Source organism: Chitinophaga eiseniae (assembly GCF_012641265.1).
In the GTDB taxonomy this organism is placed as follows: domain Bacteria; phylum Bacteroidota; class Bacteroidia; order Chitinophagales; family Chitinophagaceae; genus Chitinophaga; species Chitinophaga eiseniae_A.
The window spans coordinates 527391-544508 of record NZ_JABAHZ010000001.1 but is presented as its reverse complement, the minus strand read 5'-3'; the positions used below and the strand labels follow the sequence as shown (position 1 = coordinate 544508).

Genomic DNA, 17118 nt, shown 5'->3' with positions numbered 1-17118 from the left:
TTATTTATTTTTGGCGGATTATTGATTTGTTTGTTTGGCTCTGTTGAATTCTTTTACAAAGGGGTCATATGCCTGCAGCCTACGATAAAACGGCGCGAGGTAATAAAAACTAATGCCAGGAAAATCTTCCAGATATAGGTTCTGGATCATCTGCAGCAGTACATTATAGTTAGTTCCATTCCCGGGCGATGGCAGTTCGATCAGCTTCCCCAGGGTATGCGATTTCTGAGCATCATAGCAACTATTGAGTACCTTACCCATATGCGTTACCAGGAAAGGATCATCCGGCGTATCCCGGAGCATACCGATCGTATAGTACAGGCTACGGGTATAATTATCATTCTCGAATGCATAGATAATGGTTTCGTATCCGAATGATTTTTTCAGGGAGTCGAAGGCCATTTTATCCAACCCGTTCAGCTGGCGGTTAGCCTGATGATCTGCGTTTACATAGGGTTGTAATAAACGCATCCTCAGCTTACAGTCAGGGTGTGTTTTAAGAGAATCGCTCAACGCAGTGTCTTTTTCCAGTACTGCATGGCCGCCTAATAATCCTTCTCTTTGGGCAATCCATCTTTTCTTGAAGGGATAGGCAGGCGCATTGAAGAGGTGTTGTAATTGAGCTGACATATCCACCGTATCTACGTCAATTTTGTCCAGCAGGTCCAGGGTAGTAAGGGCGCCCTGCAAACTGAAGCGCGTATGTTGCAGGAATACCAGCCCCATAGAATCGGCTTCAGACTCGTGGTCCCGGCTATGCCGGCGGCTATCAAAAGAAACATGCTGCACCAGGTTCTCCAGCCTTTCCCGCTTATTATACTCTGTTGCCTTTATTTTCCGCAGTTCCTGTTGTACCTCTTTCCCATTCATGGTAGCAACATACCGGCTGATACTTTGCTCGCTATGTTGCAGATAGTAGTGCGCCAACTCATGGCATAATACAAAGGCCACCTGGCTTTCGTTGTCCAGCGATTTAAACAATCCCATATTAAAAAGGATAACGCCCTGACCAATATAACTGGCGTTAGGAACACCCGAACGGGAAAAGCATACCTGCAATGGACGTGATTTTAGTACCGGGTTGGCATCTATAATTGTCTTTGTTAATTTATCAAGATACGCCTGCGCATAGGCCGTTTTATATATTTCCCTCTTATCGAATTTAGCTTTTATACTCTCCCACTGTTCATTATACACGGATAGATAGGCTTTCTTATTGTCGTTGGGTAATTGATCTAAAAAGGCTTTATAATTTGCCTCCAGCTGTTCTTCCATATGCTTTAACGGCTGCATGGGAGGCGAAGTATATGCAGCGACTTGTGCATGCACGGAAGGTAGCAACAGGCAACAGCTTACAGTGGTAACCAAACAGGCCCAGGCGATACTATACAGCCGGGGAAAATATAATTTCATGACGGTTATAGGTTATATACTTACGAAGCTAATATAATTACTTTAAATAGTGTGCTGCATAATAGTTGTAGGAAAGATACCATCATTAAATCCCTGTTTTTTTACAACAACTGCGCAACGGCCCAGGACTGTATCGCCGTCAACACCGGCTTCAACGACTCCCCTTTTTCCGTAAGCGAATATTCTACTGTTGGCGGCACGGTGGCATAGGCTTTTCTTTTCACGATCTTCTTTGCCTCCAGTTGTTTCAACTCCTTTACCAGCATCCGTGTATTGATACCGACTACGTGGCGCTCCAGTTCTTTGAACCGCATGGTGCCGCTCATCAACACATTTACAATAGACATGGTCCATTTGCCGGCAATTAAATCCATGGCTTCCTGGAAGGGACATTCCCCCGATTGTTTTGCTTTTTTCTTTGATTGTAATGCCATAACTGTAGCCAATACTTTACTTTAGTACACTATATGCCAAAAAGGTAACTACTTGCAAATGTAAAGCAGGCAGCCGACATTTGCCACAGATCCAATAAACTGTAGTATATGTCACTCACTGCCGTAGAACAATACCTGGGTACGCTGCCAGCCATCACTACCTCCGAGCATTTCGGGTATAAATTTTTCTTTTACGGAGCGGAGCAGGTGCTTCCGTTTGTCACCATTGCCCTGGCCGATAACGAACATGACCAGGTATCCCGGCTGGACCGCGACGGGATATTCCGCCTGAATATTGGCGTATCAAGGGCTACCTTTCAACAGCTGTTTCCTGACGAGACTACTGCGTGGGACTATACAGCCCTCAACAGTTTCATGCCGCATCCGCACTACGCCGCCCAGCATTTCATTTGTATCCTGAACCCGGAAGGGCCCCACCTGGCAGCTGCTACCGGTTATATAGCCGAGGCCTACGGCATAGCGAAAAAACGTTTTGACAAAAAGCACACCGCTGATCATTAAAGGAAAATGGTCACCCTCCGGAAAAGAGTGACCAATTTTTTCCTGCTTTCCTTGAAAAGTTTAACTTTATACAAGGACGATCATATGCAGTTTTTACCTTCCGCCGGCTTAGCGCCCTACATAAAGAATTATACCGTTGTTACGGTCCATAAACATCTCGACAACGAAGTATTTTACCCAAGCGGTTATGTAGACCTGGTGATCAATATCTCAGGTGGTATGGCGGCCACTATTATCAATGGTAAGCGAAAAGATACGCCGGCTATAGAGCTGCTGGGACATCTCACCCTTCCCACCCGGCTCACGGTAGCGCAAGGCACGTCAGTGTTGATTGCACGGATTTACCCCCATGCCAGTACCCTGTTCTTCGCAGATCCCCTGTCGGAATTCACCAACTACGCCACAGATATGTATGATGTGACGCTGCACGAAAGCCGGGAATTATACGACCGTATCATGCAGGTCGAAGGACTGGCACAAAAAATCGGGGTCTTAGAAACCTACTTTCTTCAACAACTGAAAAAAAATGAAACACGGTTAAAGAAAGTATCGATGGTACAGACACTCAGCCAACAGCTTTTCGTGGAACATCAGTCCCTCGATTTACCTGCCCTGGCCCGGCATTCAGGGCTATCCGGGCGATATATCCAGAAACTTTACCTGGCGAATATCGGTATCAGTCCGGCGGCCTTTACGGCCGTAGTGCGGTTCAACAGGAGCCTGGACCAGGTGTTGCATACCTCCGCCTCATTGACCGCCATTGCGTACGATTGCGGGTATTACGACCAGGCGCACTTCATTAAAGAGTTCAGGAAATTTACTGGTATCACGCCTTCTGCTGCCAGGCAATCGCTAATAAAAAATGGGGCGGATTTTCAGCAGGCCGTCAACATCGGCTTCTAGCGCTATTTTGCGGGATGGTTGCTGCTAAACATATCCCGGTACATCTTCCAGCCGTCCCTGGTATTTTTCCAGATAACGATTACTTTTCCATCATCCAGCTTTTTCCCCTCCAGGTCGGTCATCTCGTAAAAACTTTCCTCTGTCACAAATGTTTTACCATCTCCGTACAGGTGCTGGATCGTAAAAGTAACGTGTACTTTAGGGCCACCATTAAAGAAGACGGCCATTTGGTCAGGACCGCATACCGGCGCGGCATTGGGAGGAAAGAGACAGGCATCGTCCGTGTACCTGGTAAGGATAGATCCGTCGCCTTTGTTGGCAAGATCGGCATAAATCGCGTTGCTGGCTTCTATCGCCTTCCTGGCAGCCTTCAGTTCCGGGGCTTCCGTTTGGGCATTACACCAACAGGCCCATATTAACAACCCGCTTAAAACAAACATTCTTTTCATTTTGTATTTTTTATACAAAATAAGTTATTCCCGCCGGCAAGAAATTGTAAAATAGCGAACAACTTTTATTTTCAGTATCTTAGATAAAACCCTGCTCATGTCTACCACCACACTTGCCCATCCTGGCCAGCCCGTGAAGACTACGTCGCTGGAAAATTTCTTCCCTGGTTACTTTGCCCTGGTAATGGCCACTGGTATTGTGTCCATTGGCATGTTCCTGTGGGGGTATCGTTTGCCTGCGGAAATTTTCCTGGGGCTGAACATTTTTTTCTACACTCTTTTATGGGGTATCCTGATTGTGCGGATCATCAGGTATCCATTGGTAGTGTGGAATGATTTGCATCATTCTGCCAGGGGTGTTACCTTCCTTACCCTGGTAGCGGGCAATAATGTGCTGGGCAGCCAGGTGGCCCTTATCACCGGTCGCACGGATATAGCGCTGATACTATGGATAGCGGGGGTTGTGTTGTGGATATTGCTCCTGTATACTTTCTTCCTGGTAAATATTATGAAAGAGCCCAAGCCGACGCTCTCACAGAGTATTAGCGGGGCCTGGCTGCTGATAGTGGTGGCTACCGAATCGGTAGCTGTACTGGGCGCCATCATTGCCAACAGCAGTGCGCTGCACTGGCTGATCGCGTTTATTTCCCTTTGCACGTATATGATTGGTGGTATGTTTTATTTTGTGTTGATTGGATTGATCCTTTACCGCTGGCTTTTTTTCAGTATGAAAGCCGAAACGCTAACGCCTCCCTACTGGATTAATATGGGGGCCGTAGCCATCATTACGCTCGCAGGTTCCCGGCTGGTGATGTATGCACGTGTCCATGAAACACTCATGGTATGGGCCGGCTTTCTACAGGCGTTCACCATGTTTTTCTGGGCTTTTGCCAGCTGGTGGATTCCCCTGCTGTTCCTGATGTTTGCGTACCGGCATTTTATTGCCCGGGTTCCATTGCAATATGACCCGCAATATTGGTCCATGGTATTCCCGCTGGGCATGTACGGCGTGTGTACGTTCACGTATGCTGCCATTACCGGCTTCAGTTTTCTTAAACCCATTTCGGCTTTATTTGTTATATTAGCTTTAGGCACCTGGGTGATTGTATTGATAGGCTTGTTTATTGAAATGTTTTCAACAGGAAAGAAACAATAACCGCGTGTCCTCTTCCGGAAAACCTTAAACTGATCGCCATGCAATTTTCTCTCAATAAAAAAGCAGCGCTGATTTCATTGGTGGTAACGGTGGTTTGTGTGGTCGTTTCTTTTTACGGATCGCGAAAGCTGCAAAATTTTGACCCCGCCTTAATTGCTTATTTATTCGGTACGCTCTTCGCGCTCTTTGGTGGCATTTACCGCTACTGTGTATGGCTGCAGCGGCCTCCTACCTGGTTGTATTTCAAGCGTACCTGGCAACTGGTATTCACCGGCCAATTCTTTGTCCATGGCTGGACCTTAATTATTGATGCGATAAAAAACCTGCTGTTCCAACAGTTTATTTACCCTAGGGGAAAAAAACGCTGGATCGCGCATTTTATGCTGGCCTCCGGCTGTATGGCGGCTTTTGCCATTACCATCCCACTTACCCTGGGCTGGATCAACTTCACCCTGGATCCGGCTACCGCGTTGGACCCGGGCATGATCAAACGCTATAACGCCAATTTCTTCGGCTTCAAAGTGATGAGCTTTCAGCTGGGGTCTGCGCTGGCATTCTTTATTTTCCATGCGCTCACCTGGTGCTCATGGCTGGTGATTGCCGGAGCAGTAATATTTCTCGTGAGAAGGTTAACCAATGCGGGACTGATTGCTTCGCAAACATTTGAAGGGGACTTACTGCCACTGATACTACTGATCATCATTTCAGTGACCGGCCTGGGGTTGAATTTCAGCTATGCCTTTATGAAAGGTATTGCATACGACTTTATGTCTGTTACGCATGCTATATCGGTGATACTCTTCCTGGTATGGATTCCTTTCGGTAAGTTCTTTCATATCATCCAACGGCCCGCTCAAATCGGTGCACATATCTACCGCCGGGAAGGGGAGAAAAAAGGCATGGCTGTTTGTCCGCATACCGGCAAGGAATTTACCTCGCAACTGCATGTCGATGACCTGAAAACCGTGACCAAAGAACTAGGATTTGACTTCACACTGGAAGACGGCAGCTCACACCTGGACTATAGCCCTGAAGGGAAGCGTTCCCTGTTGGCAAAAGCGCACCTGAAAGCCAGGCAGGAAAACGGAAAATTATTTGGATAATCAACGTCCGCCTACCGGCGTATAAAATACGATCAGCATGGCTAAATTACCTGTATCCCCGGAAAAAATTATCACGCATTTTGGTCCGCATCTCAACTTCGCGCCGCAGGAAGGTTATCCCGGCAGAGATGAGCCCGATGCCACCGTGAAAACGCACTGCTGTTTTTGCGGTATGCAATGCGGTATCCAGTTGCTGGTAAAAAACAACAAGGTAGTAGGCTTTGAGCCCTGGATGGAATTTCCTTTCAACGAAGGCAGGTTATGCCCCAAGGGGGTTCAACGATACCTGCAGGACAATCACCCCGACCGCCTGCTGGAACCGCTGCAAAGAGTGGAAGGAGAAGGTTTCAAACCTATCGCCTGGGAGGAGGCGCTCAACCGCGTAACTACCGCCATCAGGCAGATACAGGCTACCCACGGGAAAGATGCCTTTTCTATTTTATCGGGCGTTTCCCTCACCAACGAAAAAAGCTATTTGATGGGCAAGTTTGCCCGCGTAGCAGTGAAGACGGCCAACCTCGATTACAACGGCCGCCTGTGCATGGTGAGCGCCGGCGCAGGCAACAAAAAAGCATTTGGGCTCGACAGAGGTTCCAACAACTACGCCGACCTGGAACATGCAGAGGTGATTATCGTTACCGGCGCCAATGTGAGCGAAACCTTTCCTACCCTCACCCACTGGCTTTGGCGTGCCAGGGATAATGGCGCCAAACTGATCGTAATAGATCCGCGGGTAATTCCGCTGGCGCGTACGGCCGACATACACCTCGCCATTAAACCAGGCACCGACTCCGCCCTCTACGGCGCTATGCTCAAGTACCTGGTGGATCATGACCTGCTTGACCACGATTTTATCCGTGACCATACCACCGGCTTTGCCGACACCATTGCCGCCGTACAAGACTATACGCTGGAATGGGCCGAAGCAGTAACCGGCATAGAAAAAGAGAAAATACGCCAGGCGGCCGACTTATGGGGCAGAGCCGGCACCAGCTTCCTGTTGCATGCCCGTGGCATTGAACACCATTCCAAAGGCGTGGAAAACGTATTGGGATGTATTAACCTGGTACTGGCCACCGGGCGCATTGGTCGCCCTTACTGCGGCTATGCTACCATCACTGGCCAGGGCAACGGCCAGGGAGGCCGGGAACATGGCCATAAATGCGATCAGCTACCCGGCAACCGCGACATCACCAATCCCGAACACCGGAAATATATCGCCGGCGTGTGGGGCATCCCGGAGCCAGAACTGCCAGGAAAAGGCCTCACCGCCTGGGAACTGATAGAAGCCATCCACCGGGGAGAAGTAAAAGGATTGCTATCTATCTGCTTTAATCCGCTGGTGTCGCTGCCTAACAATAACTATGTGAGAGAAGCACTGGAAAAGCTGGAGTTTTATGTTTGCATCGACTTTTTCCTCAGCGAAACCGCCCGGCATGCCGACATTGTGCTGGCAGGCTCCTTACATGAAGAGGAAGAAGGCACCGTAACCACCGCCGAAGGCAGGGTAGTTCGTATACGCAGGGCCGTTACCCCTCCGGGAAATGCCCGCACCGATACGTCTATTATACTGGACCTGGCGGCCAGGCTGGGAGCAGCTGATAAGTTCACCTACGCCAACACTGAAGCTATTTTTAATGAACTGCGGATAGCCTCCAAAGGCGGTACCGCCGATTATTACGGCATCACTTATAAAAAAATTGAAGATAATATGGGCATCTTCTGGCCTTGTCCTTCAGAAGATCATCCTGGCACGCCGCGGCTTTGGGAAGACAAAAAGTTTGCTACGCCTGATGGCAAAGCACATTTTAATCCCGTGCAATTCCGCGAGCCCAGTGAAGTAACGGATAGCGAATTCCCCGTAGTACTCACTACCGGCCGAGTGGTATCGCAGTATCTCAGCGGCACCCAAACCAGGCGTATCGGTAAACTGGTAGGCCTTATCCCCGAGCCGTTGCTGGAGATACACCCTGAGCTGGCGCAACGCTATAATATCCGGCAGCGCGAAACAGTGAGGGTCACCACCCGCCGCGGCAGTGCTGAATTTCCAGCCAACATTGTAGAAACGATACGGAAAGATACCGTATTCATTCCCTACCACTGGCCCGGAAAAAAATCGGCCAACCAGCTGACGATCGGCACCCTGGACCCGGTATCCAAAATCCCGGAATTCAAGGTATGCGCCTGCCAGCTGGAGCCATTGGGCGTTTTCACACAACCCGGCGAAACGAACGCCTTTGACAGTATCTGATTTGACGCTAAACAATATAACCATATGGAAGTTACCGCCTATAAAACCGATATGGAGTTTTTCGTGGACATGCAGCGCTGCATTGGCTGTAAAGCCTGCGAAATGGCCTGCGCAGAATGCGAAACCAACGGTCATGAAAGCATGATCCATGTAAACTATGTAGAGCGCGCCGTTACCATTCAAACTACGGTGCAGGTGTGTATGCATTGCGACAACCCCGTTTGCGCGCGGGTATGCCCCGCAGATGCCATTTCCAAAGATGATTTTGGCGTAGTACATACCGCCAACACCGCCCGCTGTATTGGCTGCTCCAATTGCGTAATGGCCTGTCCCTTTGGTGTGCCGATCAAAGAAGAGAAATACGATATGATGATGAAATGCAACATGTGCTATGATCGTACCAGCGCAGGCAAAAAACCGATGTGCGCCACCGTTTGTCCCAGCCAGGCCCTGTTCTACGGCACCCGGGAAGAAATCAGCCGTATGCGTCCCAACAGCACGCCGGTGAACACCTTCCTTTTCGGCGCGGAAACCGTGACCACAAAAGTGAATATTATGATGCCCAAAGGCAGTACTCATTTGAGAATACATTAAACTGGATCATATGTCCGATAAACCTATTACGGAACCGCACTGGAAACAGGACTTTCCCATTGAAAGAACCGAAGCGACTAAAATCAGTCGCCGCGATTTTGCCCGGTTCCTGTGCCTGGTATCCGGGGGACTTGCAGCAGGTAGCGCCTACGTAGCCGTGAAAGCCAATTTCTTTCCACCGGAAGAAGTAAAAGGAGAACATTTTATTTGCAAAGCCGACAGCGTACCTACCGGCGGCACCCGTTCCTTTACCATCGCGGGAAGCAACATCCCGTATATACTCATCCGGCTCGAAAACGACAGCTGGAGAGCTTATGAGCAAAAATGCACCCACCTCTCCTGCGCGGTATATTATAAACCTGGCAGCGGACAAATCGTATGCCCCTGCCATGAAGGTTTCTTTGATGCCATGACCGGCGAAGTACTCGCAGGACCGCCACCCAGGTCTTTACCAGCCCTGGAAGTAGTGCTGAAAGGAGAAGATGTATATGTGAAAGCGGTTAGCGGTGAATTAACTAAAAATGAGTCGTTATGAGTAACTTCAAAGATGCGCAAAACAAAGCGCATCCCAATAAAACCAATACCCTAATATCTGCGCTGATTATTATTCTTATTTTGAATATCGGCCTGCAGATATGGTTGTTGTATACCGGCCTTAACAATGCGCTGGGAGATAACCGGGATATTGCGCTGCCAGCCTTTATTGCATCATTGGTATTATTCCTGATCGGGTTCTTTTGGTTATATTTTTTACCGATGGGGTATAAGAAGGGTAAGAAGGAATTTCCCTGAACCGCTCGTAGCCATAAAAAGCATGCCACCTCAAATGCTGAGGTGGCATGCTTTTTATTGATAGGATATTAATAAGTCGTTAGTCCCCACATGACCAATACCAACAATAATATTTCTTCGTCGCCCAGCTGCAGGCGCAGCAAACGCAGTGCTTTACCCACGTGTTTTTCTACGGTGTTGACAGATATTTTCAGACGGGTGGCAATCGCTTTATAGGAAAGCCCGTCATAGCGGCTGAGGATAAATACCTCCCGGCACTTATCAGGTAACAGGTTAATGCATTGTTGCAGGCGAAGCGCCAGTTCCTTTCGTTCCAGCCGGTCTTCCAGGTAACAGGCTCCTTCCTGCTGCTGACGCAGCTGCTGATGATGGGAAGCATGCAAGAGGTCGACCCGGAAAATATCGAGGATACGGTGACGCAGCACGGTATGTAGATACCCTCCCAGGTTACCGGCATATTTGATCTCATTTTTTTTCAAAAAGAGGCTGATAAATACTTCCTGTACTACTTCTTTCGCTTCTTCTTCAGAGCGCAAACGCCTGAATGCGGCGTTTAGTAACGGGACCGCATATACGTTATATATGGCTTCGAACGCCTCCTCCTTTCCATCCAGTAGCATACGGAAAAGCAGGGCTTCGTCATATGGTTGATCCTGTTTGATATAGATTGATTTAATGCAACTAATGTACCCCTTTCCCCTGCGTCCAACAAATAGTATATTCTCGCAAACCAATATGATATTGTTTTTTTAAACGGAATGGCGGTAATGCCTGTTTCATTCGTTAGTTATGAAAAGGCACCCTATGGATAAAGACTCTTTGCTGATCCTGATTGAAAAATACCTGAATGAAGAAGTCACGCTGGCCGAGAAAAAATGGGTAGAAAACTGGTATGCAGGTTTTGATGCAGGAGCCGACTGGCTCGAAGCTGGCAGCGAGCGAGCCGGCCAGGTACGGGAGGAATTACGGCAATCATTACTAAACAAACTAAATGGGCTGCAACAGTTGCAGGCAGTAGAACAGCAGGTTTTTTCCATACGCAGAAAACAGCGTTGGTTCCGGGCGGCAGCCATTTTGCTGTTATTGGGAGGAAGCATGCTTTTTTATTTTCTATACCACGGTCGTCGTGCCAGTGAACAAATGCTGGTGATGGAAGCCACCAACGTGCCCCTTACCACTACCCTACCTGATAGTTCCGTAGTATGGCTGCAACCCCATAGTCGCCTTCATTACCCGGCTGATTTCAGCAGCCACCAAAGAACGGTGGTATTGGAAGGTACTGCGCTTTTTGAGGTAATGGCCCGGCCGCAACCTTTTGTTGTTAATAGCGGACGGCTTAGCACCCATGTTTTGGGGACTACATTCAGCGTGCAGTCTGGTCAGGCCGATAGTATAGCTATTACGGTACTGGAAGGCAAGGTAGCCGTAAGCCGGGACCGCGATGCCCTGGGGACCCTGGAAGCTTCCGACCGCCTCATATACCATTCCCACTCGGGCACCTGTACAATAGGCAAAGCAAACCGCCTTCAATTACAACAGATGCAACCCCAGGAAGTATTATTTGATAACCAGGCATTGCGGGAGGTGACCGTGATACTGACCCAATGGTATGGGTATACCTTCCAGGTGCAGGACTCCAGTATCATGGACGAGCGTTATACCGGCAGCGTCAATCGCCGCGATCACCTGGATGACCTGTTGAATATGATTCGCGATGTCAACCATATAAACTACCATATAGACCACCCGAACAAGCGGGTAACATTGAATTGGAAATAATAAAAAGTACCTCTTAAAACACGTTTATCGAAAAAAACTGAAATCAACAACGCAAAAAAAGGCCGCCTTGTGTTCGAGACAAGACGGCCGGTTAAGAGTTCTATTACGTAACACAAAACCTTGTACAAATCTATGCAATTTCATGTAATTGAAAAGGCACGGGCATTTTTTCGCCCATGGGCAAGAAAATGCCGTGTCATCAACCAAAATTTAATTCCGCTCATGCGTATCTCATCACTCCTACTCGCTCTTTTAACAGCCAGCGTGACCAGTCTGAGGGCGGACGATGCTTCCGCGCAGCGACTGAAGACGATGAAACTCACCATGCAGGTGAAAAACGAACCACTGTTGCAGGTTTTGCGCAGGATTGAACAATCCACCCCGTTACGTTTTGCGTACAACGCCGCACAAGTAAATGGCGCAGGGCTGGTGACCACTTCCTTCCAGGATATTTCTGTTGAAGAAATCCTGAACAACCTATTGGCTCCCCAGCATTACCAATGGAAAGAAAGGGGAAACAATATTCTAATCACACCAACGGTATTGGCGGCCAATGCAGATACCCTGTTGCTGCGGGGCCGCGTGCTGAACCAGGCGGAACCACCCGTTCCGATTCCTGGCGCCACGGTTACTGTAAAGGGAACTACCCGGGGCGTAGTAACCGATGCCGATGGTTTCTTTGAATTAAAAACCCAGGCCGATGAAATCCTGGTATTCAGTTTCATCGGGTATAAGCCAAAAGAGTATATCGTAAAAGGTAGCCAACGAAACGTGACCGTTTCCCTGGAGGAGAATGTAAACAGCCTGAATACACTGGTGGTAACAGGTTTCTCTGAACAAAAAGTGAAACACCTGGCCTCCTCTGTCAGCAGCCTGAATATGGCCAATGTCAATAATAAACCCATTACACAGTTGTCGCAGGCACTACAGGGCGGCGTAACCGGCATTAATGTCAGCCAGTCATCAGGGCTGCCTGGAGGTGATGCGGCTGCCGTCAAAATCCGGGGCGTCAGCTCTTTCCTGGGTTCTGATCCCCTGGTGCTGGTAGATGGCGTTCCTTTCGATATGAACAAACTCGATCCCAATACCATTGAAAATATTACCGTACTGAAAGATGCGGCTGCTGCCTCTATGTATGGAGCCAGGGCAGGTAATGGAGTAATCATCATTACCACCAAGAGAGGTGCGCCTGGTGTGGTAAATGTGCAATACAACGGCTACACGGGATTCCAGTCACCCACTTTCACTCCGCACTTTGTAGATGCAGCTACGTATATGCGTATGAGTAATGAAGCATTGCGAAACAACGGAGGAGATCCTTTATACACAGACGACGTGATTAAACAGACGGCCGACCACAGTGATCCGGTGAAATATCCCGATACCCACTGGCGGGAAGAAGTGATGCGCCAGCAGTCGTCCATACAGCAACATTCCCTGTCGGTGTCCGGTGGCAACAGCGCGGCCCGTTTTGCCCTTACAGCCAACTACCTGAGTCAACAGGGCATGATCCAGAACTCGTCGTTCAATCGCGGTACTGTGAGAGCAAATACCAGTGTAGATCTCCGGAAAAACTTTGTGGTGTTCATGGATCTCTTCGCTGCGCGTGATCAGCAACAGGAACCTTATGCCTGGGGAAGGAGTACCAGCGGTATTCTTAGCTGGGTGTACACCGCTCCTCCCAACATTGCCTCCAAATATCCCGATAAGCCGGAAAGACCCGGCTATACTTACTACGGCACCTATGGCGAAAGCTGGAATCCGGTAGCCAATGTAGAAAGAGGCGGCACCATCAACCGTATCCGGGATGAAGTGCTGATCAATCTGCGTCCAAAATGGGAAATACTGCCAGGCCTGAGCCTGAAGGGACAATTCAGCTATCGCGTATCTACCGGCGCCAACAAAACCAACCGCGACGCCTATATCTTCTTTGACTATTTCACCAATCAGAAAACAGGACGCGATTTCACAGATATGAAGGATGCAGGGCCCACCAACCGGTCCAGTTACTACTATACCGGCGGTAACCTCGATTATACCAAAACCTTTGGGCAACACCGTATCAATGCACTGGCAGGATATTCCAGGGAATTAAACAATACTGATACCTGGACAGAAATCGCGCTCAACTCCTATTTCGGTAAAGTATACTATAGCTATGCTGATAAATACCTGCTGGAACTGGGACTGCGCCGGGATGGCTCTTCCCTCTTTGCCCCTAACCGGAAATGGGGCAATTTCCCCTCTATAGCAGCCGGCTGGAACCTGGGCAGCGAATCATTCATGCAATCGCTCACTTTCCTGGATGAATTAAAACTGCGTGGCTCCTATGGTAAACTGGGCAATAATAATATCAGTCCTTACAGCTACCAATCTACCATCAATACCTATAATGGTACCGAAGCCAGTTTCGGGAATCCCAACATCACCTGGGAAAAAGTATCGATACTGGATCTGGGCGCCGATATTAGCCTGTTTAAAAACAAACTGGATCTCACATTTGACTGGTATGATAAAAAAACAACAGACCTCATCCTTTCGCCACAACCTACGCTTACCTCTGCCATCAATAAAACACCTGTCAACATTGGCAGTATGAAAAATGTGGGCTGGGAAATAAAAGCCTCCTACAATGCGCAGTTATCAAAAAATTTCTCCCTTACCCTCAATGCCGGGTATTCCCGCAACCGCTCCACTTTGCTGAAACTGGCGCAGGAGCGGCCTATTATTGAAGGTAATATTATCCGCCAGGTAGGCGGTCCATTAGCGGAATACTATGGGTTCAAGAGCCTGGGATTGATACAGCAAAGCGATATAGCCAAAGGTATTCCTATGTTGCCCGGGCAGGCAGCAGGCGATATCCGCTATGCAGATATCGATCACAACGGCGTAATAGATGATAATGACCGGGTACCCCTGGGCGCTACCGAACCCTATAACAACTACTTCGGCAGCATCTCCCTTAAATGGAAAAACCTGGATTTTGAAACGATGATTACCGCCGTGGGTAAGGTAGTGGCGATGTATAGCGGACGTATAGCCCTTCCGTTTAACGCGGCAGGAGAAGGTGGTACCCCGCTTACCTGGCATCTTGACTACTGGACACCTGAGCACACCGACGCCAGGTTCCCCCGCTTGTTGCCATCGCCGGGTGGTAACGAAAAAAGTTCTGATTTCTGGGCCTATAATGGCGCATTTACCCGGGTAAGATACATACAGCTAGGGTATAATTTTAAGTTGGAGAGAAAAATCAAAATAAAGACAGTGCGGGTATATGTCAATGCCCAGAATCCTTTTACCATTTCCCAGATAAAAGCGGGTGATCCGGAAAGCCGGGGAGACCAGACCACCTACCCGATTATGAAAGTGTATACTGCCGGCCTGAATGTAACATTCTGATCTCTTAACATCTCTGATTATGCAAAAAAGAAAATACAGCAAACAAATATATATCCTGGCAGCCTGCCTGCTACTGGGCATCACTGCGTGTAAAAAAGATTTCCTGGTACGCGACAACCCTACTGCCACCACGGATCCAAAATGGTGGAATCTTGAAATAGATCTGCAAAATGCGCTGGAACAGATATATGGTGGGTTGCCCTGTGGCACCCTGGGGGACTACGAGTACATCTCCAACTCCCGTATACACTTGTCAGGTACAACAGATGAAGCAGTGTTCCGCGGCAACTATGGCGATTGGCAGGTATACCCGGTAGGCCTGGCTACCAGTCAAACCGGCTCAGTACAGGCAATATACCAGAAGAGCTACTCTTATATCCGTAATGCCAGCCGTTTTCTCGAAAACTATCGTAAAGCTTATGTAGAGGATACTGCGCGCAAAGCCCGCTATGCTGCGGAAGCCCGTGCCCTGCGCGCCTGGTATCATCTCGACCTGTTCCTGCTCTATGGCCCTATTCCCATTGTGAACCAGTCGCTGCTGCCGGCAGGCCAATTTGTGAAACGGAACTCCAGGGAAGAAGTCGTGAATTTCCTCGTTGCTGAGCTGGATACAGCCGCTGCCAGCTTACCTGCTACCTATACCGAAAGCGATGCTTATCGAATGAGCAAAGGCACCTGCTATGCCTTACAGACCATCCTGTATATTAACGTAGGCGACTATACGAAATGTATAGCAGCTGCGAGGAAACTGATCGCGCTGAATGCCTATGAGCTATATCACAGTTCCGATCCTGCCATCAACAGCTATAGCGGGTTATTCTCCTATAGTGGAATCATCAACAAAGAACGTATCTTGTTCCGCCGCGGAGCACAAACAGAATCATTTTTCCGGAACGCGCCCAAAAGCCTGGGAGGCCAGGCCACTACCAACCCTACCGCGGCTATCGTTAACACCTACGAAACACTGCAGGGCAAAACGCTGAGTGAATTGGGAGCAGATAGTATGGCGATTTACAAACGCCAGCCGGAATACAAGCAAAACCGGGATCCAAGGCTGGCAGCCAGTGTTATGGTACCAGGAGAAACTTTCGTTAACCGCAAGCTGGATCCATTCACACCCGGAGGCCCCGATTTGATTGGTCAGACACAATCGACCCAAACCGGTTACTGGATTAAAAAGTATGTGGATCCGAGAGATGCCGGCACCCCCTGGGCGGGTTCTCTTAATTTCATGATTATCCGTTATGCCGAGATATTGCTGGATTACGTGGAAGCGCTGGTAGAAACCGGCGACTGGCAAAATCCTGATGTCGTAAAATACCTCAATATGATCCGCAACCGGGCGGGAATGCCGAATGTAGATATTAACCAGTATAATACCCAGGCGAAGATGCGGGAATTGATACGCCGGGAGAGACAGGTGGAACTGGCATTTGAAGGACAACGCCTATACGATATCCGCCGTTGGAAAACCGCCGAAATTGTACTCAATCAGGCGGCGGAAGGTGCTGTAGATCCTTCCACAGGCAAGGCCGTTGTAGTAGAGCAGCGCAAATTCAACCCTGCCCGCGATTACGTTTGGCCTATTCCGCTGGTAGAAATCAATGCCAATCCAAATATGCAACAAAACCCGAACTGGTAATCAACGCTATTAAAAAAGCAGGCCGTCTCCAGATAAGAGCCGGCCTGCTTTTTCAACCAGATAACTTTGTGATCAGTGCTTTCTGCTCAGTTTATATCCCTCCCGCATCATGTTCAATCCGTAAGTAAGGGTAGCCAAAGCGGTACCCAGTCCCACCAGTACTACCACTGATTCCTGGCTGGCCTGGCGAAAGGTAAGCCAGATTCCGGCCAATGCTACCAGGCAGGTCCAGGTAGCGGTGTAGTAGTCGAGCTTACGCTTAAACACCCAGCCCATTGGGTAAAAGTGCAGTCCCACTATCAATGCAATGGCAGGGATAACATATTGCTGAAGCCCCAGGCTGGAGAGCACAGTACAGGTGAGGAAAATAGCTACCCCTTCTCCCCCGAAAATAATACCAAACCATTTTCCTGTTCTCTTTTCCTCTGCTTTATCTTCTTCGCTGGTTACTTTGGGAAAAGCTGCCGCAATTTTATACAGGTAAATGGCGAAACCAAGTAACAGTACGCCAAACAGGATGGCTATTGCCAATAAAACATTTCCATAAGCAGCAGGTAATCCAAGGGAGGCTAAACGCAGCCAGAAAAAGGTAAATGCCGCCATTAGCAGCAGGCCGCCGGCAACGCCTCTCAGCGCTTTCCCGGGAACTAAAGGGTTTTCATTCATATCAATAATAAAAAT

Annotated in this window: 16 protein-coding genes; 11 read left to right on the top strand and 5 right to left on the bottom strand. The window is 48.7% G+C overall.

The window, feature by feature from the left end:
* Nucleotides 1–18 precede the first annotated feature (18 nt).
* Nucleotides 19–1413, bottom strand: a complete 1395-nt coding sequence (locus HGH91_RS02080) for a M48 family metallopeptidase (RefSeq protein ID WP_168736796.1) — start codon at nt 1411–1413, stop codon at nt 19–21.
* A 101-nt stretch (nt 1414–1514) separates the two neighbouring features.
* Entirely contained in the window at nt 1515–1847 is a 333-nt protein-coding gene (locus tag HGH91_RS02075; RefSeq protein WP_168736795.1) for a winged helix-turn-helix transcriptional regulator, read from the bottom strand.
* A gap of 108 nt (nt 1848–1955) precedes the next feature.
* Between HGH91_RS02075 and HGH91_RS02070 the strand changes: the two genes are divergently transcribed.
* Complete coding sequence (locus HGH91_RS02070) at nt 1956–2369, top strand: DUF6194 family protein (protein WP_168736794.1); 414 nt, start codon at nt 1956–1958, stop codon at nt 2367–2369.
* An 84-nt stretch (nt 2370–2453) separates the two neighbouring features.
* A complete protein-coding gene (locus tag HGH91_RS02065) occupies nt 2454–3272 on the top strand; it encodes a helix-turn-helix transcriptional regulator (RefSeq protein ID WP_168736793.1) in 819 nt (272 codons plus the stop codon).
* A 2-nt stretch (nt 3273–3274) separates the two neighbouring features.
* Here HGH91_RS02065 and HGH91_RS02060 read toward each other — a convergent pair whose 3' ends face one another.
* Entirely contained in the window at nt 3275–3721 is a 447-nt protein-coding gene (locus HGH91_RS02060) for a YybH family protein (protein WP_211092173.1), read from the bottom strand.
* Nucleotides 3722–3818: 97 nt separating this feature from the next.
* Here HGH91_RS02060 and HGH91_RS02055 point away from each other — a divergent pair, with 97 nt between their 5' ends.
* From HGH91_RS02055 to HGH91_RS02030, 6 genes are read left to right on the top strand one after another with little or no spacing between them, the layout of a single operon-like run.
* Entirely contained in the window at nt 3819–4877 is a 1059-nt protein-coding gene (locus tag HGH91_RS02055) for a tellurite resistance/C4-dicarboxylate transporter family protein (protein WP_168736792.1), read from the top strand.
* Between the two features lie 38 nt (nt 4878–4915).
* Entirely contained in the window at nt 4916–5980 is a 1065-nt protein-coding gene (locus HGH91_RS02050) for a hypothetical protein (RefSeq protein WP_211092172.1), read from the top strand.
* A 37-nt stretch (nt 5981–6017) separates the two neighbouring features.
* Nucleotides 6018–8231 (top strand): molybdopterin oxidoreductase family protein, encoded by a 2214-nt coding sequence (locus HGH91_RS02045; RefSeq protein ID WP_168736791.1) that lies wholly within the window; start codon nt 6018–6020, stop codon nt 8229–8231.
* Nucleotides 8232–8255: 24 nt separating this feature from the next.
* A complete protein-coding gene (locus HGH91_RS02040) occupies nt 8256–8825 on the top strand; it encodes a 4Fe-4S dicluster domain-containing protein (RefSeq protein ID WP_168736790.1) in 570 nt (189 codons plus the stop codon).
* A gap of 10 nt (nt 8826–8835) precedes the next feature.
* Complete coding sequence (locus tag HGH91_RS02035) at nt 8836–9360, top strand: Rieske (2Fe-2S) protein (RefSeq protein ID WP_168736789.1); 525 nt, start codon at nt 8836–8838, stop codon at nt 9358–9360.
* Complete coding sequence (locus HGH91_RS02030; RefSeq protein WP_168736788.1) at nt 9357–9617, top strand: DUF6755 family protein; 261 nt, start codon at nt 9357–9359, stop codon at nt 9615–9617. Before HGH91_RS02035 ends, HGH91_RS02030 begins: the two co-directional genes overlap by 4 nt.
* Nucleotides 9618–9685: 68 nt before the next feature.
* Here the strand turns inward: HGH91_RS02030 and HGH91_RS02025 are convergent, their stop codons facing one another.
* Nucleotides 9686–10237 carry an RNA polymerase sigma-70 factor gene (locus HGH91_RS02025; protein ID WP_168736787.1) on the bottom strand — a complete coding sequence of 184 codons (552 nt, stop codon included), beginning with the start codon at nt 10235–10237 and terminating at the stop codon, nt 9686–9688.
* 184 nt (nt 10238–10421) lie between these two features.
* On the opposite strand from HGH91_RS02025, the gene HGH91_RS02020 reads away from it, so the two are divergent.
* The 3 genes from HGH91_RS02020 to HGH91_RS02010 all read left to right on the top strand — a co-directional run bounded on the left by HGH91_RS02020 (nt 10422) and on the right by HGH91_RS02010 (nt 16437).
* Entirely contained in the window at nt 10422–11396 is a 975-nt protein-coding gene (locus HGH91_RS02020; RefSeq protein WP_168736786.1) for a FecR family protein, read from the top strand.
* A gap of 222 nt (nt 11397–11618) precedes the next feature.
* A complete protein-coding gene (locus HGH91_RS02015; RefSeq protein WP_168736785.1) occupies nt 11619–14795 on the top strand; it encodes a TonB-dependent receptor in 3177 nt (1058 codons plus the stop codon).
* Nucleotides 14796–14814: 19 nt separating this feature from the next.
* On the top strand, nt 14815–16437 hold the full coding sequence (locus HGH91_RS02010; protein WP_168736784.1) for a RagB/SusD family nutrient uptake outer membrane protein: 1623 nt from the start codon (nt 14815–14817) through the stop codon (nt 16435–16437).
* 72 nt (nt 16438–16509) lie between these two features.
* On the opposite strand, the gene HGH91_RS02005 is transcribed toward HGH91_RS02010, so the two are convergent.
* Nucleotides 16510–17103 (bottom strand): hypothetical protein, encoded by a 594-nt coding sequence (locus HGH91_RS02005; protein WP_168736783.1) that lies wholly within the window; start codon nt 17101–17103, stop codon nt 16510–16512.
* Nucleotides 17104–17118 lie beyond the last annotated feature (15 nt).

Excerpts from the sequence above, each read along its gene's own strand:
- HGH91_RS02080 (WP_168736796.1), bottom strand. The coding sequence starts at position 1,413 with ATGAAATTATATTTTCCCCGGCTGTATAGTATCGCCTGGGCCTGTTTG.
- HGH91_RS02075 (WP_168736795.1), bottom strand. The coding sequence starts at position 1,847 with ATGGCATTACAATCAAAGAAAAAAGCAAAACAATCGGGGGAATGTCCC.
- HGH91_RS02070 (WP_168736794.1), top strand. The coding sequence starts at position 1,956 with ATGTCACTCACTGCCGTAGAACAATACCTGGGTACGCTGCCAGCCATC.
- HGH91_RS02065 (WP_168736793.1), top strand. The coding sequence starts at position 2,454 with ATGCAGTTTTTACCTTCCGCCGGCTTAGCGCCCTACATAAAGAATTAT.
- HGH91_RS02060 (WP_211092173.1), bottom strand. The coding sequence starts at position 3,721 with ATGAAAAGAATGTTTGTTTTAAGCGGGTTGTTAATATGGGCCTGTTGG.
- HGH91_RS02055 (WP_168736792.1), top strand. The coding sequence starts at position 3,819 with ATGTCTACCACCACACTTGCCCATCCTGGCCAGCCCGTGAAGACTACG.
- HGH91_RS02050 (WP_211092172.1), top strand. The coding sequence starts at position 4,916 with ATGCAATTTTCTCTCAATAAAAAAGCAGCGCTGATTTCATTGGTGGTA.
- HGH91_RS02045 (WP_168736791.1), top strand. The coding sequence starts at position 6,018 with ATGGCTAAATTACCTGTATCCCCGGAAAAAATTATCACGCATTTTGGT.
- HGH91_RS02040 (WP_168736790.1), top strand. The coding sequence starts at position 8,256 with ATGGAAGTTACCGCCTATAAAACCGATATGGAGTTTTTCGTGGACATG.
- HGH91_RS02035 (WP_168736789.1), top strand. The coding sequence starts at position 8,836 with ATGTCCGATAAACCTATTACGGAACCGCACTGGAAACAGGACTTTCCC.
- HGH91_RS02030 (WP_168736788.1), top strand. The coding sequence starts at position 9,357 with ATGAGTAACTTCAAAGATGCGCAAAACAAAGCGCATCCCAATAAAACC.
- HGH91_RS02025 (WP_168736787.1), bottom strand. The coding sequence starts at position 10,237 with ATGCTACTGGATGGAAAGGAGGAGGCGTTCGAAGCCATATATAACGTA.
- HGH91_RS02020 (WP_168736786.1), top strand. The coding sequence starts at position 10,422 with ATGGATAAAGACTCTTTGCTGATCCTGATTGAAAAATACCTGAATGAA.
- HGH91_RS02015 (WP_168736785.1), top strand. The coding sequence starts at position 11,619 with ATGCGTATCTCATCACTCCTACTCGCTCTTTTAACAGCCAGCGTGACC.
- HGH91_RS02010 (WP_168736784.1), top strand. The coding sequence starts at position 14,815 with ATGCAAAAAAGAAAATACAGCAAACAAATATATATCCTGGCAGCCTGC.
- HGH91_RS02005 (WP_168736783.1), bottom strand. The coding sequence starts at position 17,103 with ATGAATGAAAACCCTTTAGTTCCCGGGAAAGCGCTGAGAGGCGTTGCC.